The following is a 22829-nucleotide window of genomic DNA, read 5'->3' as shown; positions in this document are numbered from 1 at the left end:
TTTTTTCAATTAATTAACATTCTATTCATAAATATTTTAATTTTTCTTTTATTTTTCAGGGTTAGAAGCCCTATCTTCGCATCAATATTTCATAAAATTTCACAAAAAAACAATAAAGAAGCCTCCCAAAATGATCATCAAGCTTTCTAAAATTTCTCTTCCGTTAAAACTTACCTTTCTTATTTTTTCAATGGTTTTGAACTGTATGGGGCTTATTATTCTGCAGTTGGCCGAAGAGAAAATCACTTACGGAGAATTGGGTTTTTTAGAATCATTTAAAGATCTGCCCATCGCTTTTATTTCTCTTTTTGCAGTGGGTTTTATCAACAAAACCGGAACAAAAAAAGCATTGATTTCGGCTTTAATAATTGTTAGCTTTTGTTCTTGTCTGCTGCCATTTATAGAAGTTTTCTGGTTTTTCAAATTATGGTTTGCCATCATCGGTGCCTGTTTTGCGATTGGTAAAATCTGTGTTTTTGGAATTATAAGGAACAATATTTCAGATGAAAAGTCGCTGGCAAAGACTATGAACAGTGTAGAAGCTTCTTTCATGATCGGAATTTTTGTAGTGAATACCTGCTTTGGATGGGTAGTATCAAGTGAATATTCTGAATATTGGAAATTTTGCTTTTTATTAATCGCTTTCTTATCTGCATTAACAATATTCCTTTTATCAAAAATTACAATTTCTGAGGCCAAACCATTGGAAAATAAAAGTATATTCTCTGAACTTTCAGGGTTTGTAACTCCTTCTATAATGCTATTCCTTGGGGTTATATTTTTTATTGTTTTTATAGAACAGGGATTCAACTCATGGCTTCCGTCTTTTTATAAGAATCATTTGAAAGTCAATTCATTTTTTGCCCTTCAGGCTACTTCTTTTCTGGCAGTATTTTCTTATGCAGGAAGAACAATAACAGCCAACATTATCCGAAGATTTTCATTGCCGGGTTACTATCTTTCATGCATGGCTTTTATTATTTCTTTATTGATCATTATTGTAGGTGTACAGTATTTTGATTCAGCAGATTCAAAGATTATTCTCTTCTTATTTCCGGTGATCGGTTTATTTTTGTCACCACTCTACCCTGTCATCAATTCAAAAATGATTGCACAGATGGATAAGGAAAAAGTAAACTTATTCACTTCTCTTATTGTTATATTTTCCTCACTGGGCAGCTCTGTAAGCTCGATTATCATGGCTGTTCTGTTTGAAAAACAATTATTAAATTTTTATCCGTTATATATCTTATCTTTCGTAATTCTTCTTTTTGTGACTAGTTTGGTATTTTTTAATGTTTCAAAAAGAAAATAGTTTTATTTTTACAGCCATGAAAATCAAAGACACAAAAAGTAAAGAAACACTTCGGGAACTTATCGATACCAAAGATTTTGTTGCCCATATATCTGTTGACTGTACTATATTCGGCTTTCATAATAATATTTTGAAAGTCCTTCTTTTAAAGTATCATGATCTTGATCTATGGTCACTTCCAGGTGGTTTTGTTTTCAATGATGAAGATTTAAGGGAAGCTGCAGCAAGGGTTTTATTTGAAAGAACACATCTTAAAGATATATTTCTGAAACAGTTTCATACGTTTGGAAGGATAGACCGTACAGAAAATAATGTTCATCAGATTCTTCTTAACAATAAAGGAATTGAGGTACCGGAAGATCACTGGATTTTTCAAAGATTCATTACAGTAGGTTATTGCAGCCTTATTGATTTTTCAATGGCCAATACTTTCCCTGATGCCTTCAACGAAAGCTGTGAATGGTTTGAGGTAAGCAATTTGCCCAAGATGGCTTTCGATCATGATAGGATCATAGAAACAGGGTTAGAATACCTGCGAATGAATATCAATACAGAGGTGGCGGCCAGCAATCTGCTTCCTGAGAAGTTTACGATGAAAGATCTTCAGTCTCTTTACGAAACCATTTTAGGCCAAAAATTCAGAAGGAATAATTTCCAGCGTAAAATTTTAAGTTTAAATATTCTTGACAGACTGGAAAAATTGTATGATGGCTCAGCCAATAAAGCTCCTTACCTGTACAAATTTAAAAGTAAGGTTCACAATTCTACCAATCAGTATCCTATATCCAATGATGAGGAGGCTTAAAACACAGAATTTATTTTATAAACAAATTAAAAGAGCATTATCTGTCTGAAAACCAAACTTAAGATAAGTTTTCAAAAAAATTTTCAAGACACCACGAAAAATGTTACTTTTAACCAAATCAAAAAATCATGTCATATTATCCTCTTACAAGCATCCCTGATTATTATGGAATTGATGCTTTACTTACTGAAGAACACAAACTAATCCGCCAATCTGTAAGAGACTGGGTTGAAAGTTTTGTAATGCCGCAGATTGATCAGGCCGCTCAAAATCATACCGATATACCTAATCTTATGAGAGAATTAGGGAAAATCGGAGCACTGGGACCTTATATCCCGGTTGAGTATGGCGGTTCAGGATTAGACCAGATTTCTTATGGTCTGATTATGCAGGAGTTGGAAAGAGGAGATTCTGCAGTACGTTCTGCAGCTTCGGTTCAGAGTTCTTTGGTGATGTTTCCTATCAATGAATTCGGTTCTGAGGAACAGAAAATGAAATATCTTCCTAAGCTTGCTGCCGGAGAAATGATCGGATCTTTTGGATTGACAGAACCTAATCATGGTTCAGACCCAAGTTCTATGGAAACTTATTTTAAAGATATGGGAGATCATTATCTTTTGAATGGAGCTAAAATGTGGATCACGAACTCTCCTCTATGCGATATCGCTGTGGTATGGGCAAAAAATGAAGAAGGAAAAGTACAGGGATTGATCGTTGAAAGAGGAATGGAAGGATTTACTACGCCTGAAACTCACAATAAATGGAGTTTAAGAGCTTCAAAAACCGGAGAATTGGTATTCAATGACGTAAAAGTTCCAAAAGAAAACCTTCTTCCCGGAGTAACAGGACTGAAAGGACCTTTATCTTGTCTGAACTCTGCACGATATGGAATTTCTTGGGGAGTAATTGGTGCTGCTATTGACTGCCACTGTACTGCTGTTCAGTATTCTAAAGAAAGAAAACAGTTTGGAAAACCAATCGGTTCTTACCAGCTTCAACAGAAAAAACTGGCTGAATTCTTAACAGAGATCACAAAAGCTCAGTTATTATGTCTTCAGTTAGGAAATCTTAAAAATGCTCACAAAGCAACTCCGGCTCAGATTTCTATGGCGAAACGTAATAACGTTAATATGGCTATTGAAATTGCGAGAGAATCCAGACAGATCCTTGGTGGTATGGGAATCATGGGTGAATTCCCAATGATGAGACATGCTGCAAACCTGGAATCTGTGATCACTTACGAAGGAACGCATGATGTTCACTTACTGATCACCGGATTAGACATTACGGGAATCAACGCTTTCTAAAAAAGACAATATATATAAAAAGAGTCTGGCCGTCGGTCAGACTCTTTTATTTTACTCACATTTCAGAGAATTGATATTCAATGAATAATTGTTGATGTCGTAATATTTTCATGAATTTATTAAAGTTATTACCTTAATACCAAAGAAAATACATCAATATGAGAAAAATTACAACTTTTTTACTGGGCCTTACTGCCTCATTCTACTTTGCACAGCAGGCTGGAGACGTCGTAAGTGCGGAACAGAAACTGGATTTAACCCCACAGGAAGTCATCAATTTCATCGCCAATAATCTCGGTGATCAGGATGCTCCGGAATTTGCCGGCTACCTGAACAGTTTTAATGTAGGACTAAAGGGGTACAAGATCACTTATTACACCAAAAACGAAAATAATGTTCTTGTGAAAGCTACGGGGCTTCTTATGTATCCTAGTGTACCTTTCAAACTTTCAACAGTGGTATCAGATCATGGAACAACAGACAGTAGAAATAATGTTCCGTCTAATTTTAAGGGAGCATTGACAGCAGGATTTGTTGTTGAATTGTCTTATGTACTCAATGGCTATATTTTAATGGCTCCTGATTATGTAGGGATGGGAACCGGAGACGGAGTTCACCCTTATGTAGATTATGCCACTGAAGCAGGTGCCACCATTGATTTCATCACTGCTGCCAATAAAGTACTGGGTCAATTAGGTGTTAAACGGTATGATGAATACTTTTTAGCCGGATATTCACAGGGTGCTCATGCTGCGATGTCTACTTTAAAAAGATTAAGCATTTCGAATCCCAATAATATCAAATTCAAATATGCATATATGGGCGACGGACCGTATGATTTCTCCGGAGTTACTTTAAATAAAGGAGTTCTGGAAAAAGATATTTATCCGTTTACCTCATTCCTGGCCAATGTTCTCAATACCTGCAACAGTACAGGATATAAAACATATAATAACGACATTTCAGAAGTTATTTCTGCAGAATATCTTGATAAATACAATTACCACGTTGTTCAGGATAACGGCGGGCTTTTATGGGGTCCGGTGATATGGAGAAAACTCTTTACGACAAGCTTCGTGAATGATGTTACCAATAACCCCAATAACAAGCTAAGACAGTGCATGAAACCGAAGGATGTATACGACTGGTACAACAAAACACCTATGACATTAGGTCATTCTACTGTTGATTTAGCGATTCCGCCTGAAAATACTTCTAAAACCATTGATGTTCAGCGTGGATATTATGCATGGTGGGATCTGAATAAATACAAACTGGATTCTTTTTATTGGGGACCACTAGGACATGTTGGAGGAATTCTTCCATTCACTCTAGCTTCCAATGCCAAATTCAATACATTGAGAAGCGGCGGACTTCTTAATGAATGGGCGATTGCAGGGTCTATTTTCGGGAAGCAGTCAGCAGAGAAAACGAATGAAAAGCCTACTCCTTTTTCTTCACAAATACAACCGGATTTGGGCAACATGCAGCTGGTTGAAATCACAGATTTTAATAAAGAAAAAATTCACAGCAGGACAGCTAATGACCGTAGTCTATCAACTTTAAAAGACGGAGTTTATCTGTTGAAAGTATCGGAAAACAACGAGAATAAAATAATTCCGTACATCAAAAACACTCCTAAAGAAGTTACTGAAAATGAAATCGTACAGTCTGCGAACTCATCAGTTTTGCAATTAAAAGTTGATCTGGATGAACTTACTGCTGTAAACGTTTTTGATGAAAATAAAACAATGATCAAAAGTATTTCTCAAAAACAATATCGCGAAGCCGGAGGAATCAATGTGCAGGATCTCGAAAATAAAAACTATACTTTTGAAGTGGTAACTCCGTATTACAATCTTCAGTTCAATAAAGCAATTGGAGGTACCCAATCTTCTGAGAACAGTACTGATATTTTCACTCAAAAACAGCAAATTGTTGCAAAATCCGCCAATGATATTAAAAACATCAGTATTTATAGTATTTCCGGAGCTCTGATCATTCAGCAGGAAGTCAATAAGCCATTATTTGAATCCAGAAATTTAGAATCCGGTGTGTATCTGGTACAAATCACCCTTTCTAATGGAAAAGTTATTAATAAAAAAGTAAAACTGTAGAATCAATCACTCTTCTATATCTCATTTCAAGTTAATTTTTGGCACTTCAGCAATGAAGTGCTTTTTTATATCAATAATTATAATAAATGGTCTTACTTAAATTAATAGCTTAAGTAACAGATTCTCCTGATACTTAAAACTTAAAACCAACGCTGAAATATATTCTTGAAAAATCAAGCTGGCTGTTTCTGGAGACATTTAAACTGATAGGACCTATGAGAGATTCATACCCAAGATTCACTCCATATCCAAACATATCGAAACTATCATTAAAAGGAGACAGCTCTTCACTCACCTTACCATAGCTGAACGATGGGGTAAGATAAAGCTTTTTCATGATCCTGTACTGAAGTGATATTGCTGTTTTAGCAACCGAGGTCATAGGAAGTTCTTTCTGACGAAGACCATTGAATTCAGGACTTAAGAGATCATAATTATATTCACTTCCTCCAAGATTATATTTCTGATTCAGGAAAAGGTAGGGAACCTGATCATCCTTCCCTGATCCAAAACTTGCTCCCAAAAATACATTTGCTTTCACAGTCAGTCTTCTTGTGATTGGATAGAAAAAATTCTCATTTAAAGTGAATGACACGAGGTTTTTAGGCTCGTAATAATAAGATTCTTTTGGGTTAAGTATCAGATAAAGAAGTGGCTGTACTGTGTTCAGATCATAAAGCTTATACTGATCTCCATAATAAAATCTTGTACTCACCTGAAGATGATTCCCTTTTGTAGTAAAATATCTTTTATTGAGATTATTCTGTTCAAATTTCAGGAAAGTGTTGAAATTGCTGTGGTTATATAATTTCTTACTATAATTATCCACTTTTGCCTGATCCACTTTATCCAGTAAGCTGTACATTCTTTCTGTGCTGAACTCTGTTCCCAGTGACAGGTAAGCATTTGGATTGATGTTATAGTTCAGCGCAATCTTTCCGGTTATATTCCGGTACATATGGTTAGGAAAACGGTCGCTCCCGTCTTCGCTTACATCATACAATCTGAAGTTCAGGTCATTACTTTTAAGATTAACCATCTTAGCCTCCAGATCCAGCCACAAACGCTCTCCGCTGTCAAGGAACTGCTGATAAGCCAGTTTAGCCTTAAAACGTTCAGAAATATCTACGGTTGCTAAAAATCGAGATCTGTTCAGAAGAATATTCCTGTAAGTATAATTAACAATAATTCCTACTGATTGTTCCGTATCATAGTGCAGAGCCAGTTTAAAAGCTCCTTTTTTTGCTCTTTTCACAAAAACATTCATTACAAGACCATCATTTTCATTCGTGTAGGTATAATACACCTTTACATACTGACGCATTCCAAATACTCTGTCTATTGCTTCATTTACAGTTTTTGCATCGTAATACTTTCCTTCTGTCAGCCCCATTTGCTTCTTAAGCACCTCAATTTCTGCCGCATCATTAATAGGAGTTCCGTCTTCTTCGTTAAAAGTAAATTTTGTAGTAGGCAGTTTCACCTCTTCAATCATCTGATGTTCATATTGAATTCCTGCCTTTCGCTGAGCTTCTGCCAGGGCTACAAACTCAGGAAGATGCTTTCTCGCTTCCACCTCTCCAATTTTGATGATCCTCCTGAATTTAGCAAAATCTTTCGTTGTAATCTCACCCAATGGATCCACAAAGTCTACCAATACATTAGACAGCTCCTTTTGATGTTTAAAATCCTCTACCGAACGGATGGCATGGGTCTGATAAATCATCTTCATCGGATTTTCAATTTCTTTCTTGGTAAAAAGCCTGAAGCCTGTATAGCCTCCGATCACAAAATCCGCACCCATCTCCCGAACCTCATTGGCTGGATAATTACGATCCAATCCACCGTCAACCAAAAGTTTTCCGTCAATATAAACAGGTGCAAAAGCTGCAGGAATTGCCAATGTAGCACGAATAGCAAGCGGTAAAGAACCTTGTTTCTGCATGATCAGACCACCATTTTCAATATCGGAAGAAGTAAGCTGAACAGGAATCTTCAGTTTGCTGAAATCATTGATATGTTTTGCATTGAAAGTAAGTGTATTAAGAACTTCTCCCATATACTGCCCTTCAATATATGAGCTAGGAAGAGTCGGAAATCCTTTGACTACAGGAAACTCGAGGATATATTTGTCATACTCGTCTTTTTCACTGATATTGACTTTGCTGTAAGGAATTTTATTGCTCAGAATCCTGTTCCAGTCCATTTTATAGATCGTATGCTTCAGCTGATCCGCATTATACCCCATTGCATACAAACCTCCTAAAATCCCTCCCATACTGGTTCCTGTAATATAATCTACTTTGATTCCCAATGAGTCAATCATCTTCAGAATTCCAATGTGTGCAAAACCTTTTGCACCACCGCCACTGAGCGCAAGGCCAAATTTAGTGTCTTTGGTCACATTCTGAAGAGCAATATTCAGGGAATCATTCTTTTGCTGAGACTTGATAATAAGAGAGAAAGCTATGGCAAAAAATATCAGGATCTTTTTCATTGGTGATTCTTGGTGTATCCGATTGAAACTTTAAAAGTAATAAGGAGTAAAGATACACAAAAAAGCCACCTGCTTTACGGCCGTTTTTATGAAGTAAGCAAATGTATTTCTATCTATTATTTAAAATCAATAACAAACTGATTTTCAAATACAATAAGCCAATGTATCAATATTAAATTATTTTAATATGCTTTTATTGTTTCCACAAAATTAACATCCGGATTTAGGATTTCAAGGATCAGGCTTTTGACTGACTTCATTGCATCATCAATATTTCCTTTGTCAAACTGCAGGGAAACCATTCCTTTTTTAGCATCTGCAAAGCTCCATATTCCTGTTTCGATAGGGTATCCCCAAAACTCAGGAAGATGCTGCACCACATAATGATAAATACAAAGCTGAAGTGCCTGTTTTCTTTCACTGTTATGGAAATATTCAGCTACATTATCTCCGTCAATTTTCACGCTGAGATTTTTGATCTTGGCTGTTTTATAATCGATAATTCTTAGAGTTCCGTTCAGTTTATCAATCCGGTCAATGAATCCGAAGAAAGAAATTTTATCATTTCCATCAAGAGGAAAATCAATGTTTTCAAACCTTCTTTCGATGTCAATAATCTCCAGTTTGTTTCCCTGTTTTATCAATTCAAGATCATGAGTAAGTACGTTTTCAATTACTTTTTTAGCAATTGCTTTATGAATATAATTCATCCCCTTCTCATAGAATTCCGGCTGGTGCTTCAGCTTTTCAATAGCAATATTTATATAGTAATCTATCGCTTTAACTGAATCTCTTAAATCACTTTCTTTTAAAACTTTACCCTTCAACACCTCATACACTTCTTGAAGTGAATAATGGACCAGATTTCCGTAATTTTTCACAGAAAGTTCTTCTTCAATTTCATCTGTTTCCGAGGTATTCAAAATCTTGGATAGATAGAAATCAATCGGATTATAGAGGTAACTTGTAAGGTGGGATGCAGATACTTTTTCCTTCCATTTCTGAAGACGGTCCTGTACAATCTGCGTCTTAGAAATTTCTATAGGTTTGGTGGTAATAGGCTCGGAAGAATTCTCAATAATCAGGTGTTCAATCTCATGTGAACTCTCCATTTCAATCTGTGTAATAAAACGACTCTTCTCTCCTGTATTCACTCCGGAACTTAATGCATTATAGAGCAAATGAACATTCTTAGCATCCTGAATCAGTCTGTAAAAGTGATAAGCATAAATGCTGTCATTTTCCAGGAAAGTATGAAGATCAAAGAACCTTCGGATATCAAAAGGAATATAGGTATTCTGAGAGTTTCCAAGGGGAAGTTTTCCTTCATTCACAGAAAGCAGAATAACGTTTTCAAAATTCAGGAGACGCGTTTCCAGCAATCCCATGATCTGCAGTCCTCTCAACGGTTCACCCTGAAAATCGATACTTTCAGAATTAATATGCTGGTTGATAAGAATTTCCAGCGTTTCCATTTTGATCTCAATATTGTAGGGAGTCAGCTGGTTTTTGATGATCCTGAATGCGTTTTCAAAGTGAGAAACATTCTCATACTGAATATCGTCTATTTCCAGCCATTTTACCTGCTGGCAAAACGTAATGAGCATATCTAGATAAATATTTGTCCCCTCAGCTTTTTGAAGAAGGTTAAAGTACGATAACCCACTCAGCAGTTCATGTAAAAGTTTATTAGAAATATAAACAATATTTCTCTCCTCTACTTTGGATTTAAAATCATTGATAATAAGCTCGTCCTCATCAGATTTAGGAAGTTCTTCCAGAATCGGGAAAACATCTCGGTAATAATAGGAGGATTTATTTTTTTCCAGTTGTTTCTGCAGATAAAAAAGACGTTTCACAGCGTTGGAGAAAGATAGGTTCTTCAATGGAAAACCCATCGTAATATTCAAATTATCAACACCATGCATCACATCCAGGCTTGCAGGAAGAAGGTTTTCATCCAGCAATACCACTGCTGTATTGGAATAGGTTTTATTATTGATTTCCTTAAAAATTTCCGGCAGTACTTTGGTCTGGGTCACATTCCCGGATACTTCGTATACCTTAATTTTTTTAGGTTGGTTAAAGTCGTCTTCTATCCATTGAAAAGTTCTGTTTTCATCAAATTCTTTCCAGGTTTTATGGTTTCTCAGAAACTTTCCGGCTTCCTGTCTTTCATCGTCGAAATAATAATGGTCTGCCTGAAAGAAACATTGAGCTTTATTCCATTTCAAAAGGCTTCTTACCAGCTTTTCCTCCACCGGAGTAAAAGCATTGAATCCACAAAAGACAAATTCTTCTTTGGTATTTTCAGCAAAATCAGCAATCTTAGCTTTAGCAGCCTCATGAATCATTCCGGAGGTCGCCCAGTTTTTTTCCTGTAGTCTCTCCTTCAAAACGGGGAGAAAAACATTCATATTCTGCCAGAAATTAAGGAACTTCTTTCTTGGTACATCATCATCCTCACCAAGATCCTGAGCCCATTCTTTGATTCTTTCCTCATCAAACATATACTGAAGAACTGCCTGATCACTGTCTGAAAATTTGAGAATATCATCCCAGTCCTTCTGCAGGGTAGGAAACCACTTCAAAAAGTCCGAAAAATCATCCCTGGGAATAAGATTCAGACTTCTGTACACATCGAATGAGAAAAGCCACAATGGAATTCCCTGAATCGGCTGTTGATCTGAAATTTTATTGATAAGTTCTTCTACGGTAAAAAAATTGGGAAGAAGCCCTGAATAGCTATTTTCCTCCAGAATCTGTCTGATAAACACAATAGGACGTTTTCCGGGCAGAATGATATTAAACGCAGAAAGGTCCGGGTTTTGCGCTAGCAGTTCGTGAATGATCTTATTGAGGAATTTCAAGGGGCTTGATAGCTTTTTAAGTTGTCGAGTTGTTCAGAAATCATATTATTATATTCTGCCTGTTTTTCTTTATTGATCCCGTGACGGGTTTCTCTGTCATAGGCCATCTGAAAGTTTTGATAATCAACGGATATCCCGTCATAAATTGCTTTGAAATACTTGTTATAATCACCGGAAGTCCTGATTTTTTCAGCGACTGCCTTTCTGAATTTTCTCACAAATAATTCTGCAATATCAAAATGTTTTTGTTCATGAAGCAGGATATAATCATCCATTTTTTTAACATCCTTCCAGGATTTCTCTTCGTTAAATATGGTTTTGATGGTAATGGTAACCGGTGCTTTTGGATTGGAAGATTTTATAGAGGAAAACTCCCAGCCGCAATGGGTATACGCTGCTATATCAGGATTATTTTTCTTATTCACCGGACTTTTAAAATTATCCCAGGTCAGCTTTCTGCCTTCCTCCCAGGTAATCTTTTGCCCGAATACCAACTCAGCGGCCAATAAGCACAATACAAAAGTCAATCTCATTATTCTACCACAATTGTTTTCGTAATCCAGTTATTTCCTCCGTTCCAGAATTTAAAAGTATAAGTTCCTTTTCTCTGCGGACTGAAGTTGATCTGATTGGCTCCTACATAACTTCCCTGCGTACAAGGTCCGTTTGTGATATATTTGTAGGAAGTCACCGTTCTTTCAAGATTAGTATTGTAAATATAATCATAGCCGTAAAAGCCATCACAATGAGAGGGATAGGTGGAATAAGTTTTTATGCTCTGTATCGCAAAAACATCCATGGTGTCATTGACAATTTTTACGCTGTCTATTTTGATCTTATCAATAGATTCAATTGTATGGTAATCGTCGTCATTACACGAAACCAGAAGCCCGCCAAACAGTAATACTGAAAATCCAATATTTAAAAGTTTTTTCATAACCTTTAGTTTTCTGATTATTAACAAATATTAGCAAAAATTATTCCTTATTTACATAAAAATCAGGAATTAAAATTACCTTTTGATACATAAACTACTTTTTTAGTATCAAAAAATTCTTCATCAAAATAGTGTTTAAGGTTGAAAATTTCACATTTAAGGCCAGCAAGTTCTTCTGCGAGATCCCCGCCTTTCAAATATAAAATTCCGTTATGTTTAGTGTTAAACTGTTCTTTTTCAAACTTTCCTTTCAGCCATCTTAAAAATTCCGGCATCTGGGTTACCGCTCTGCTGACTACAAAGTGGAATTTTTCTTTCAGTTTTTCTGCTCTTCCGTGGATCGCTGTTACATTCGTCAATCCTACACCTTCTGATACCGCCTGTACTACACTGATTTTCTTACCGATAGAATCAATAAGCGTAAATTCTGTCTCAGGAAACAGGATCGCCAAAGGAATTCCCGGAAAACCACCTCCGGTTCCGATATCCAAAACTTTTGTTCCAGGAGCAAATTCCATCACTTTTGCAATTCCCAAAGAGTGGAGAATATGCTTTTCATACAGCGACTCCATATCTTTTCTGGAAATTACATTGATTTTTTCATTCCATTCATTGTACAGATTTTCCAATTGCGAAAACTGTTCTCTCTGTCTTTCAGTAAGATCCGGGAAATATTTTAATAGTAACGATGCAGACATGTGAATTATTATAAACAGCAAAAATAAGTTTTATTTCTCTTGTATTCAAATCTACTTTTCCCGGCAGGCCTTGATCCCTGTTTTTCAACAGAGATCATCACTTTGCAATACCCGGAATTACAGGCACGTTCAGGTTTCCGGACTGGCTGATTGTCTGTACGGCAAAAATATAATTGTCTTTGGAAAGCGGAACTTTAATGGAAAGCTCTTTTGTAAATATTTTTTTCTGCCATACCGGACTGTCTGTTTCACGGGCCAGCACATAATATCCTGCCGGAGTTCCTGATTTTGGTTTTTCCCAATGCAGAGTTGTGGAATTGGTCAGTTCTTTAACATCCATTTCTACTTTTTCAGGTTTTGAAGTGGATTTCGCAAGACTGGCAAGTACCGCTATATTGGCAGCCACATTCTTTTTCAGATATTTAAAATCTATAAATTCCGGAAGGTCACCATATTGCTTATTGTTTTCTACTCTTATATCCTGATGCTGATGATCGTAATTTTCATAATACTCGGTAAGTCTTACTGAAGGAAAACCATTATTAACAAAGCTGGTATGATCTCCTCCGCGCAGAAACCTGTCATTTCTGTAGATCAGTTTTATTTCAAGTCCTTTGATGTACTGTTCTGTAATTTCTTTGATATATCTTGCCAGCTGTCTGGATTCGCTGTCATTTTCAAAACCCAGATTTCTGATCGTCATTGCCTTTTTGTCCAAATCTTTATACGGCAGACCTTCACTGAATACACGGAGTATGCGGGTATTGACTTCTCCAGTTTCTCCTGCCTCTGGGTTACCAATCATATCATTGTTCAGAACAGCTTCCAACTGTAAATTTTCTCTCTTAATTTTTTCAGCCAATTGTTTAGATCCCAAAAGTGATTGCTCTTCTCCTGAAAACGCCACAAAGATAATGGAGGCCGGAAATGAAGATCTGCTTAATATCCTTGCAGATTCTATAACGGCGCTTACTCCACTGCCATCATCATTGGCTCCGGGTGCTTTGGAAGTTCTGTTCATCACATCTGTCACCCTGGAGTCAAGGTGCCCGCCGATCAGAAATATTCTTTTATCATCAGGATCCGTACCTTTCAGAAAAGCAACAGCATTTCCAAGATTGACTGCTTTATCAATTCGCTTTCCATCCGGCTGAAGATCTTCCTGCTGAAGGTATACTTCCATTCTGCCTCCGGAGTTTTTTGCATATTCATTGAATTTTTTAATAATCCAGTTTCTTGCTGCTCCTATTCCATGCTTTGGATCATCCAGCGTGCTTAAAGTATGTCTTGTTTCAAAACTCACCAGCTTACCGATGTATGACTTCAATGAGTCTTCACTCACTTGCGAGACATATTTTTTCACTTCCTCATCTTTTGAATGTTTCTGAGAGAAAACAGTGCAGGAAATCAGCAGCAGAAAAACGAAATATTTCATAGGATCAATCTTAGATTGTTAAAGATACAAAACCATAGGGCTACTATATAGTTTTTTATTTTAATGAAGTTCATTATGGGTTAATATCTGCCAAACCGTGAAAAAGATGCAATGATTCTCAAACAGGTTAAATTTGGTTAAAACCTGACAAAAATCTTCTAACCAAACCCACTTTTATTATCCCTGAAAGGCGTTTTTATTATATATTTGTTAAAATTCAAAAAAATACATGGATAAACTTTCAGATAGAGTAAAAAGATTAGGATACTCACAGACATTTGTAATGTCTAACAAAGCCAGAGAAATGAAAGCCAGCGGAATAGACGTGATCAGCTTAACTCTTGGTGAACCGGATTTTGATGTTCCGGACAATATCAAACAGGCCGCTTTTGATGCCATCAACCAAAACTACAGCCACTACTCTCCTGTACCCGGATTTCTGGAACTGCGAGAGGCTATTGCTCATAAATTAAAAAGAGATAACAACCTGGAATACAAACCCACCCAGATCTGTGTTTCAAATGGCGCCAAACAAGCTATTATAAATGTTCTTGCCTCCATTATCAATGATGGGGATGAAGTTCTTCTTCCAGCTCCATATTGGGTAAGCTATGATGAAATGGTAAAAATGATGGGTGGAGCTTCCGTAATGCTTCCTACCTCTTATTTAACGGACTTTAAAGTAACAGCAGAACAGCTTGAAGGGGCTATTACAGAGAAAACCAAAGCGGTACTTTTCAGTTCTCCATGTAATCCATCAGGTGGCTATTACACTTATGACGAATTAAAATCCATTGCAAAAGTTATCGCCAAATACCCTCAGATAACGATAATTTCTGATGAGATTTACGAGTATATCAATTACGAAACAAAAACGACTTCTATTGCACAGTTTCCTGAAGTATATGAACAGACAGCGGTGATCAACGGAATGTCAAAAGCATTCGCAATGACAGGATGGAGAATCGGTTATTCTGCCTGTCCGGAATGGCTGGCAAAAGCGTGTGAAAAAGTACAGGGACAGATGACCAGCGGAGCCAACACCATGGCACAGAGAGCTTCTATCACCGCATTGAAAACAGATCCTTCTGAATATAAATACATGATTGATGCTTTCAAAGAAAGAAGAGATCTTGTGTATGAACTGATCAAAGAAATTCCAGGATTTAAAGTATTGCTTCCTAAAGCAGCATTCTATTTCTTCCCGGACATTTCGCATTATATCGGAAAAAACCTGAACGGAACTGAAATTAAGGACTCTGACGATTTTGCAATGTTCCTACTGGAAAATGCTCACGTAGGCTGTGTCGGCGGATTCTCTTTCGGAAGTCCGGAATGTATCAGATTCTCTTACGCTGCATCTGAAGAAGATTTGAGAGAAGCAATGAAGCGAATCAAAAATTTATTGGAGCAATTCAACTAACAAATTAATAACCAAAAATAAAGTACAACAGCAATGAATCTGTTAAAAAAACTAACCATCGCGACCAGTATTGCCGCCGCAAGTTTTGCAGGATATGCTTTTGGCCAGGATTTCCAATGGAAAGAAGGAAATTCTAATGGCTATAAGTATAAATATGTTACCAACGACCCTACTTCTGCAAGGTATTATACCTTAAAGAACGGATTAACGGTTATCCTGAGCCCTACCAATAAGGACCCGAGGATACAAACATATATTGCCACAAAGGCAGGAAGTAAAACCGACCCTGCAGACCACACCGGTCTTGCCCATTATCTGGAGCATATGCTTTTCAAAGGCACCAATCAATTCGGATCTAAGGACTGGGCAAAAGAAAAACCTCTTTTAGACCAGATTGATGCTCTTTACGAAAAGTACAACCAAACTAAAGACGAAGCTAAAAGAAAAGAGATCTACAAAGAGATTGACAAGGTTTCCGGAGAGGCTGCCAAATATGCAATAGCGAATGAATACGACAAAATGATGGCCGGTATGGGAGCTGACGGAACCAATGCCTTCACTTCCTTTGAACAAACGGTATACACAGAAGATGTACCATCCAATGTTCTTGACAAATTTCTTGCTGTACAGGCTGAAAGATTCAGAGAGCCTGTTTTGAGACTCTTCCACACAGAGCTTGAAGCAGTATATGAAGAAAAAAACAGGTCTCTTGATGATGATGGAGATAAAGTTTATGATACGATGTTTGCCAGTCTTTTCCCTAACAATAATTACGGAAAGCAAACAACCATCGGGACGATTGAACATTTGAAGAACCCTTCTCTACACGCTATCAGAGAATATTACAACAATTATTACGTTCCCAATAACATGGGAATCATCATGTCCGGAGATTTTAACCCGGATGAAGTGATTGCAAAAATTGACAAGGCTTTCTCATATATGAAGCCCAAAGCCATTCCTGAATATAAAGTAGGACAGGAAAAACCCATTACAGCTCCCATTGTAAAAGAAGTTGTAGGACCTAATCCTGAAAATGTAATGCTTGGTTTCAGATTTCCGGGAGCTTCTACAAAAGATGCAAGAATGCTGAACCTTGTTGGAAATATGCTTACCAACGGACAGGCTGGATTGATTGACCTTAACCTGGTAAAAAAACAAAAATTACTTGGGGCTTATGCAGGTTCTTATACTTTAAAAGATTATTCAGTATTACTTCTTCAAGGAAAACCAACTGAAGGACAGTCTCTGGATGAAGTAAAAAATCTTCTTCTTCAGGAAATTGATAAATTAAGAAAAGGAGAATTTTCTGATGACCTGATTCAATCTATCGTCAACAACGAAAAGAAAGGTATTATTCAGAAAGATGAAAAATATTCGTCAAGAGCAAGCATCCTGATGGATGAATTTACTTCAGACATTGACCACAAAGCAACACTGGAGTATGTAGACGAAATTTCAAAACTTACGAAGAAAGACATCATGGATTTCGTATCCAAATATCTTCAGAATAACAACTACGTTGCAGTTTACAAAAGAAAAGGAGAAGACAAGAGTATAGTGAAAGTTGACAAGCCAACAATCACTCCGGTTTCTGTAAACAGAGAAGACCAATCTCCTTTCCTTAAGAAGATTGATGATATGCCTGAAAACCCTATCGCTCCGGTATGGTTGAATTATGATAAAGACATTGCTAAAAACAAATTGGCCGATGTAGAGGTACTTTCTGTAAAAAATACAGATAATGCGCTGTTCAGAATGTATTATCACTTTGATTCCGGAAAATGGAACAACAAAATTCTTCCTATAGCAGCAGAATATCTTCAGTATTTAGGAACTAAAGACAAATCTTCAGAAGTAATCAGCAAAGAATTCTATAAACTTGCTTCAAGCTTCAATGTTGGCGCAGGAAATGAAGAAACTTATGTATCACTTGAAGGTTTAAATGAAAACTTCGATAAAACGATCTCTTTATTTGAAGATCTGATTAAAAACTGCCAGGCAGACCAAACCGCTCTTGATGCTTACAAAACAAGACTGAAAAAAGCCAGAGCGAATGCGAAGCAAAATAAAGGAACCATCATGGCCGGACTGAGAAGTTATGCCCAGTATGGTGCACAGAATCCTTTCAACAATGTACTGAGCGATGCTGAACTTGACGCCTTAAAAGCAGAAGATCTGATCAATGTACTTCACGATCTTTTCAATTTCAAGCACAAAGTATTGTATTACGGTCCGAAATCAGGAAATGATGTGGTAGCATCTCTAAAACCTGTCCACAAACTTCCTGCAACCCTGAAAGATCTTCCTAAGTCAAAAACTTTTGCTCAGATCCCGACTGATAAGAACAAGGTATTATTTGCTCATTATGACATGGTACAGGCAGAAATTTTCTGGGTGAGAAACGCAGATCAATACAACCCTTCTACGACGCCTACTGTAAGCTTGTTCAACAACTATTTTGGAGGCGGAATGGGATCTATTGTTTTCCAGACGATCAGAGAATCTAAAGCACTGGCTTATTCTACCTACTCTTATTTTGCACTTCCTAGCAAGAAAACAGACAAGGATATGATTATGGCGTATGTAGGAACACAGGCAGACAAATTCAATGAGTCTACAACAGCAATGAATGAGCTTTTAACAACTCTTCCAAAATCTGAACAGTTATTTGAAACTGCAAAAAGCGGGTTGAAAAAATCTATTGCTTCTGAAAGAATTACTCAGGACGGAATCATCTTCTCTTATCTGAAATCTCAAAGACTTGGAAACAACTTTGACATGAGAAAGAACGTCTACGAACAGGTACCAAAACTGTCTTTTGCAGACATCAATACGTTCCACGATAAGGAAATGAAGAACAAAAACTACACATACTGTCTCGTTGCTTCTCAAGATAAAGTAAATGAGGCTGATATGCAGAAATTAGGTGAGGTAAAAAAACTTAATTTAACCGAAGTATTTGGTTACTAAAATAAACAAAAAGCCCTGTTATCAGGGCTTTTTTATTTAACAGCGTGTCAAAAACAATTATAGATTTTATTTATCAATATTTGTTTGTTCGATAGATGAATCTTTCATATCTTTGCGATAGAAATTTAAATATAAAAACAGAAAATTATGTCTTTAGTAGGAAAAAAATTCCCAAATTTAACAATTGACGCAATGTCCGAAATGGGTGACGATTTAAGAATCAACATCCTTGATGAAGCAGTAAACAACCAGCAAAAAGTTCTTTTATTCTGGTACCCTAAAGATTTTACTTTCGTATGCCCTACTGAGCTTCACGCTTTTCAGGAGGCTTTAGGAGAGTTCGAAAAAAGAAACACTAAAGTAATTGGTGCATCTTGTGATACTAACGAAGTACACTTCGCATGGTTGAACACACCAAAAGATAACGGAGGTATCGAAGGAGTAACTTACCCACTTTTAGCTGATACTCACAGACAATTGGCAAACACATTAGGAATTGTAGATCAGGATTTTGAATATAATGAAGAAGGAGAAGAAGTTTTCACAGGTTCTAATGTAACTTACAGAGCAACTTACCTTATCGACGAAACTGGAAAAATCTTCCATGAAGCGGTAAACGATATGCCTCTAGGAAGAAACGTAAAAGAATTCTTAAGATTAATTGACGCTTACACACACGTTCAAAAACATGGTGAAGTATGTCCTGCAAACTGGGAAGAAGGAAAGGATGCTATGAAAGCTGACAGAACTTCTACAGCAGAATATTTAGCTAAGAACTAATATAATTTGTTAATTTGAAAATGAGATAATTTGAAAAATAATCTCAAGATTTTTGAAAATTATCTCATTTTCTTCTTTACAAAACATTGACACATCCCAATTAATAAATTTTCAAATTACAATCATGTACACAGAATTAACCGAAGATACATTACAAAATATCGTTAACGACAACGAAAAAGTAGTTGTTCAATATGGCGCAACATGGTGCGGAAACTGCAGAATCATGAAGCCAAAATTCAAAAAACTGGCATCTGAAAATGATACTATTCCATTTTTATATGTAGATGCTGAAAAGCTTCCTGAAAGCAGAAAATTAGCAAAAGTAGACAACTTACCTACTTTCGCGATCTTTAAAAACGGAGAATTGGTAAATCAGGTTCAATCTAACCAGACAGAAAGTTTAATTAACCTTTTTAACGAATTAGCATAATGAAATTACCCGTAATCAGACAGTTTTACCAGAATCAGACTCCTGAAAACCTTGAAAAAACATTAGAAGTACTGGAAAGCTTCTGCGAATTCAGAGGAACAAGCGAAGAAGACTTAAATGTTGCAGGAGAATTGATCACCAACATTTGTGGAGCTTTAGAAGTTCATGCCAACGTACAGAACGGAATGAGTGAAAAAGATGCTTTAAACTCTTTTGCTCAGAAGGTTTTAGGATCAATCGACAAATAATATCTTTTGATTATTTTTAATTAAAAGATTATAAAAACACATATACAATACCTGAGGTTTTCCTCATTACTATACTTTTTTCTATTCTTTAAGAATCTTTTATTTCAACTATAAAATGTACTTCAAAGGACCTTACCCGGTCACATGAGGCTGGATGTTGTGTGGAAGTTTTAAAGAATATCCAATAAAATCCTGGTGAAATATCATCCGGATTTTTTGGGTTTATGGTTTAAAACACTAATAGCACAAATATTCTACACAAATTTCACAAATAGGACAATAGCTATCAAATTATCAAAATTACATGCAATCATCTGTGTCAATCTGTGAAATCTGCGGTTAAAAAAACATTTTTAATTATTATAAATTTTGGCTAAAGCCAATAGATAATGGCTTTTTAAGTAAAAGGGCTCCCTTCGTCTACGCTCAGGATGATAGCCTGTTCTTATTGAATAAACAACAAGGATTTATGCAATTGAACCAAAGATAAACCCACTCTATCAAAAGTGTTGATTTATGAAATCTGTGGACAATAAATCAATATCATCATAAGTTTTGACTAAATCCCGCTCCCATTGAATTCGTGTTACTCGTGAAACCATTTGTGACATTTGTGTTTAAAAAAAACTTTTATTCAAAAAAAATCCCGATGAAAAATCACCGGGACTATTATTATAAAGATAATCAACTTATCTATTAGTTTCTTCTGCTCATCAGAATACTCAGGATATACCAGAATAAAAGCATAATTGAAGCAAAAAGCTGCAATGCCGCTCCTACATACTGGTTCGTTCCATAAGAGTCTTTTAATTTACTTGTCTGATATAAAATAGCAGCCGAAGCTAAAATTACCATTCCTACTGAAAACCATAAACCAAGGTTAAAACCGAAGATCATTCCACCTGCAATAAGTCCGATGGAAATAAATCCACCAATCACAATGATATTTCTTAAAAAAGAAAAATCTCTTTTAGAAGTGAATGCTACCGCTGAAATACCGGCAAACATTGCGATCGTTAAAGTAGCAGCCTGGAAAATTACATTTGTACCGCCTGCCATATTGGTAGCAATAAAAAGCAGAGGCATAAAGATAATCGCTTCCAAAAAGATGTAAAAACCTAATCCCATATACTGAGTAGATTTACTTTGTGAAAGTGACCATTTAGAAGCTAAAACAGAAGCTAACCAGAAAACTCCAATGATTAGTAACCAAATATATTTCTGAGCAAACATCATGAAAATAATTTCTTTCGGAACCGTTTTCAATAATATCGTTTCAACTCCAATAAATGCAAGAATAGATAAAGCAACATGCAAATACGTCTTCTTGTAAAAATCCGCCTTCTCCACGTCCGAAGAATGAGCGACTAAAACATCTGTCATCATAGTTAATATTTTTTTAGTTAATCGAAAATAAATTTTATCTATTTCGAAGGCAAAACACCCAGGATTTTCCCATCATCCTCAAATACAGCGGTAATAGCCTCTTTGGAAGATGATTCGCCTGCATATTTATATTTAATACTTGGATGATTGATACCATCCATGGTTTTATAATATCCTGCTTTTAAGATTTCAAGCTTTTTGTTGGGATCAATGCCGTCTTTTACTTTTTTAAGAACATCATCCGTTACAATTTCCTTTACCTTCACAGAAAGCAATCCATCAATTGTTTTACGGTCAGAAGCCTGTAAAGCCTCAATAAACTTAAGAAAGTTATCATTGTACAAACTGACTTTCTCCTTACTTATAGCAGCGGGCTGCTCTTTTTTCTGGCCACCCTCAACCTTCACACCTGCCACTTTCTGAGCAAACATCAACTGTGCACCTACGAGAGCAATTCCCAGCAATAATTTTTTCATAGTATTCATTTTTGTTATCTGGTGAAATAAGTGATGGAAGATACGAAAATCAGACCAGTTCTAAAAATTTCATTGTATCCACATTATCTGCATAGGTATCAAGACCTGGATTTTGTGCTTCTCCAAACGGAATAGCATTCAATCCCAACTCCTCTTTAGACACCACACACTGGATATTTTCTTCGTTTTCAGCAATAAATGTTTTCACATCATCCAAAGACTCATATCTACTGAAATTGATTACAGAAAGCGGACTGAAAAGTTTATCATCTTCTTTCAGCATCACAAAATTATTATCCCAGAATTTATCCTGATTTAAAAGATAAACTGCTCTGTTATAGTCATAATTATTGGCATACTTGTTATGATTGATGATATCCTGGAATCCTACGAAGCTCTCAAACAGTCTGTCAATAACGAAGTCCTGTGGAATAAAAATTCTCGTCACATTACGGCATCCAAGTCCAAAATACTGGAAAATATCTTTTGCCAGCAACTGTAGTTCTGCCTCCGTTTCATCACCTTTCAACACAGCAATGGAAGTTCTGTTCTTGCGTATAATGCTTAAGTGATTTTTAAAATAATATTCAAGATATCTGGCTGTATTATTACTTCCTGTAGCGATAACTGCATCAAAATTCTCTAATCTCTCTACAAATTCAAACACTACATTCTCATTGGAAAATTCATTCCATTTTTTCAATAAAAACGGAACCATATATTTATCTTTTGACGACAGCTTAATAACAGGAATATGATTACCCAACACAACGGACATCACATCATGAAAGCCTACCAAAGGAATATTTCCGGCTAAAATAAGTCCAACTCTTTTTGATATTTTAGAGGTTGAATAATTTCCAAGCCAGTTTTTGATATTTTCGTCAGTCAAAAGATCTGCCCATTGCTGTAAAGCAAATTTCTGATTATCAATAGTAAACCACGGATTCTCTATTTCAGATCTTTTCAACAATAATTCAATATCTACATCATCTTCATTGTGATCTTCCGGTTTCTTCGCTAAAAACGCTTTTATATAGTCACTTAATTTAATAAGTCCTAAAACTTGATTTTCGGTATTCATAATTACTTTAAAATTGGGGAATATTTTGTAATTTTGTGCAAATTT

General features: G+C 36.1%; 18 protein-coding genes. 9 read left to right on the top strand and 9 right to left on the bottom strand.

Translation table 11 applies throughout. The features are described 5' to 3' along the window. Positions 1-130 precede the first annotated feature (130 nt). The 4 genes from CHRYMOREF3P_RS24030 (at position 131) to CHRYMOREF3P_RS24015 (ending at position 5544) form a co-directional block, all read left to right on the top strand. The gene (locus tag CHRYMOREF3P_RS24030) at positions 131-1315 is read left to right on the top strand and encodes an MFS transporter (RefSeq protein WP_232539101.1); all 1185 of its coding nucleotides are present in this window, start codon (positions 131-133) and stop codon (positions 1313-1315) included. Positions 1316-1331: 16 nt separating this feature from the next. Continuing rightward, a complete protein-coding gene (locus CHRYMOREF3P_RS24025; protein ID WP_052184596.1) occupies positions 1332-2120 on the top strand; it encodes an NUDIX hydrolase in 789 nt (262 codons plus the stop codon). Between the two features lie 128 nt (positions 2121-2248). Beyond that, complete coding sequence (locus tag CHRYMOREF3P_RS24020) at positions 2249-3427, top strand: acyl-CoA dehydrogenase family protein (RefSeq protein ID WP_077414460.1); 1179 nt, start codon at positions 2249-2251, stop codon at positions 3425-3427. Positions 3428-3585: 158 nt separating this feature from the next. Then, the gene (locus CHRYMOREF3P_RS24015; RefSeq protein WP_180565713.1) at positions 3586-5544 is read left to right on the top strand and encodes a T9SS type A sorting domain-containing protein; all 1959 of its coding nucleotides are present in this window, start codon (positions 3586-3588) and stop codon (positions 5542-5544) included. A gap of 133 nt (positions 5545-5677) precedes the next feature. Here CHRYMOREF3P_RS24015 and CHRYMOREF3P_RS24010 read toward each other — a convergent pair whose 3' ends face one another. From CHRYMOREF3P_RS24010 to CHRYMOREF3P_RS23985, 6 genes are all read right to left on the bottom strand, one after another. Further along, positions 5678-8041, bottom strand: a complete 2364-nt coding sequence (locus CHRYMOREF3P_RS24010; protein ID WP_180565712.1) for a patatin-like phospholipase family protein — start codon at positions 8039-8041, stop codon at positions 5678-5680. 182 nt (positions 8042-8223) lie between these two features. After that, complete coding sequence (locus tag CHRYMOREF3P_RS24005; protein ID WP_180565711.1) at positions 8224-10911, bottom strand: PD-(D/E)XK nuclease family protein; 2688 nt, start codon at positions 10909-10911, stop codon at positions 8224-8226. Further along, positions 10908-11444 carry a DUF922 domain-containing protein gene (locus CHRYMOREF3P_RS24000; RefSeq protein WP_180565710.1) on the bottom strand — a complete coding sequence of 179 codons (537 nt, stop codon included), beginning with the start codon at positions 11442-11444 and terminating at the stop codon, positions 10908-10910. Before CHRYMOREF3P_RS24000 ends, CHRYMOREF3P_RS24005 begins: the two co-directional genes overlap by 4 nt. Then, the gene (locus CHRYMOREF3P_RS23995; protein ID WP_077414471.1) at positions 11444-11848 is read right to left on the bottom strand and encodes a hypothetical protein; all 405 of its coding nucleotides are present in this window, start codon (positions 11846-11848) and stop codon (positions 11444-11446) included. Before CHRYMOREF3P_RS23995 ends, CHRYMOREF3P_RS24000 begins: the two co-directional genes overlap by 1 nt. Before the next feature lie 62 nt (positions 11849-11910). After that, positions 11911-12546 (bottom strand): 16S rRNA (guanine(527)-N(7))-methyltransferase RsmG, encoded by a 636-nt coding sequence (gene rsmG / locus CHRYMOREF3P_RS23990; protein ID WP_077414473.1) that lies wholly within the window; start codon positions 12544-12546, stop codon positions 11911-11913. 97 nt (positions 12547-12643) lie between these two features. Then, positions 12644-13981 (bottom strand): M20/M25/M40 family metallo-hydrolase, encoded by a 1338-nt coding sequence (locus CHRYMOREF3P_RS23985; RefSeq protein ID WP_180565709.1) that lies wholly within the window; start codon positions 13979-13981, stop codon positions 12644-12646. A 229-nt stretch (positions 13982-14210) separates the two neighbouring features. Here CHRYMOREF3P_RS23985 and CHRYMOREF3P_RS23980 point away from each other — a divergent pair, with 229 nt between their 5' ends. From CHRYMOREF3P_RS23980 to CHRYMOREF3P_RS23960, 5 genes are all read left to right on the top strand, one after another. Then, positions 14211-15404 carry a pyridoxal phosphate-dependent aminotransferase gene (locus tag CHRYMOREF3P_RS23980; RefSeq protein ID WP_077414477.1) on the top strand — a complete coding sequence of 398 codons (1194 nt, stop codon included), beginning with the start codon at positions 14211-14213 and terminating at the stop codon, positions 15402-15404. 33 nt (positions 15405-15437) lie between these two features. Beyond that, positions 15438-18377 (top strand): M16 family metallopeptidase, encoded by a 2940-nt coding sequence (locus CHRYMOREF3P_RS23975; RefSeq protein WP_180565708.1) that lies wholly within the window; start codon positions 15438-15440, stop codon positions 18375-18377. 147 nt (positions 18378-18524) lie between these two features. After that, positions 18525-19157 (top strand): peroxiredoxin, encoded by a 633-nt coding sequence (locus CHRYMOREF3P_RS23970; RefSeq protein WP_047098363.1) that lies wholly within the window; start codon positions 18525-18527, stop codon positions 19155-19157. A 124-nt stretch (positions 19158-19281) separates the two neighbouring features. Continuing rightward, a complete protein-coding gene (locus CHRYMOREF3P_RS23965; RefSeq protein ID WP_047384463.1) occupies positions 19282-19590 on the top strand; it encodes a thioredoxin family protein in 309 nt (102 codons plus the stop codon). Next, positions 19590-19838, top strand: coding sequence for a DUF6952 family protein (locus tag CHRYMOREF3P_RS23960; protein ID WP_002980002.1), 249 nt, complete (start codon positions 19590-19592; stop codon positions 19836-19838). The genes CHRYMOREF3P_RS23965 and CHRYMOREF3P_RS23960 overlap by 1 nt, the downstream gene beginning before the upstream one ends. Before the next feature lie 696 nt (positions 19839-20534). Here the strand turns inward: CHRYMOREF3P_RS23960 and CHRYMOREF3P_RS23955 are convergent. From CHRYMOREF3P_RS23955 to CHRYMOREF3P_RS23945, 3 genes are read right to left on the bottom strand one after another with little or no spacing between them, the layout of a single operon-like run. Then, positions 20535-21224 (bottom strand): Bax inhibitor-1 family protein, encoded by a 690-nt coding sequence (locus CHRYMOREF3P_RS23955; protein WP_180565707.1) that lies wholly within the window; start codon positions 21222-21224, stop codon positions 20535-20537. A gap of 38 nt (positions 21225-21262) precedes the next feature. Further along, positions 21263-21700, bottom strand: coding sequence for a peptidylprolyl isomerase (locus CHRYMOREF3P_RS23950; protein WP_232539099.1), 438 nt, complete (start codon positions 21698-21700; stop codon positions 21263-21265). Between the two features lie 49 nt (positions 21701-21749). Then, entirely contained in the window at positions 21750-22784 is a 1035-nt protein-coding gene (locus tag CHRYMOREF3P_RS23945; RefSeq protein WP_180565705.1) for an acyl-CoA reductase, read from the bottom strand. Positions 22785-22829: the final 45 nt, after the last annotated feature.

This window comes from Chryseobacterium sp. JV274 (genome assembly GCF_903969135.1).
Lineage (GTDB): Bacteria > Bacteroidota > Bacteroidia > Flavobacteriales > Weeksellaceae > Chryseobacterium.
This window is presented reverse-complemented; position numbering and strand designations above follow the sequence as displayed.

Coding starts and splice junctions, on each gene's coding strand:
- CHRYMOREF3P_RS24030 (WP_232539101.1), top strand. CDS start 131: ATGATCATCAAGCTTTCTAAAATTTCTCTTCCGTTAAAACTTACCTTT.
- CHRYMOREF3P_RS24025 (WP_052184596.1), top strand. CDS start 1,332: ATGAAAATCAAAGACACAAAAAGTAAAGAAACACTTCGGGAACTTATC.
- CHRYMOREF3P_RS24020 (WP_077414460.1), top strand. CDS start 2,249: ATGTCATATTATCCTCTTACAAGCATCCCTGATTATTATGGAATTGAT.
- CHRYMOREF3P_RS24015 (WP_180565713.1), top strand. CDS start 3,586: ATGAGAAAAATTACAACTTTTTTACTGGGCCTTACTGCCTCATTCTAC.
- CHRYMOREF3P_RS24010 (WP_180565712.1), bottom strand. CDS start 8,041: ATGAAAAAGATCCTGATATTTTTTGCCATAGCTTTCTCTCTTATTATC.
- CHRYMOREF3P_RS24000 (WP_180565710.1), bottom strand. CDS start 11,444: ATGAGATTGACTTTTGTATTGTGCTTATTGGCCGCTGAGTTGGTATTC.
- CHRYMOREF3P_RS23995 (WP_077414471.1), bottom strand. CDS start 11,848: ATGAAAAAACTTTTAAATATTGGATTTTCAGTATTACTGTTTGGCGGG.
- rsmG (WP_077414473.1), bottom strand. CDS start 12,546: ATGTCTGCATCGTTACTATTAAAATATTTCCCGGATCTTACTGAAAGA.
- CHRYMOREF3P_RS23985 (WP_180565709.1), bottom strand. CDS start 13,981: ATGAAATATTTCGTTTTTCTGCTGCTGATTTCCTGCACTGTTTTCTCT.
- CHRYMOREF3P_RS23980 (WP_077414477.1), top strand. CDS start 14,211: ATGGATAAACTTTCAGATAGAGTAAAAAGATTAGGATACTCACAGACA.
- CHRYMOREF3P_RS23975 (WP_180565708.1), top strand. CDS start 15,438: ATGAATCTGTTAAAAAAACTAACCATCGCGACCAGTATTGCCGCCGCA.
- CHRYMOREF3P_RS23970 (WP_047098363.1), top strand. CDS start 18,525: ATGTCTTTAGTAGGAAAAAAATTCCCAAATTTAACAATTGACGCAATG.
- CHRYMOREF3P_RS23965 (WP_047384463.1), top strand. CDS start 19,282: ATGTACACAGAATTAACCGAAGATACATTACAAAATATCGTTAACGAC.
- CHRYMOREF3P_RS23960 (WP_002980002.1), top strand. CDS start 19,590: ATGAAATTACCCGTAATCAGACAGTTTTACCAGAATCAGACTCCTGAA.
- CHRYMOREF3P_RS23955 (WP_180565707.1), bottom strand. CDS start 21,224: ATGATGACAGATGTTTTAGTCGCTCATTCTTCGGACGTGGAGAAGGCG.
- CHRYMOREF3P_RS23950 (WP_232539099.1), bottom strand. CDS start 21,700: ATGAAAAAATTATTGCTGGGAATTGCTCTCGTAGGTGCACAGTTGATG.
- CHRYMOREF3P_RS23945 (WP_180565705.1), bottom strand. CDS start 22,784: ATGAATACCGAAAATCAAGTTTTAGGACTTATTAAATTAAGTGACTAT.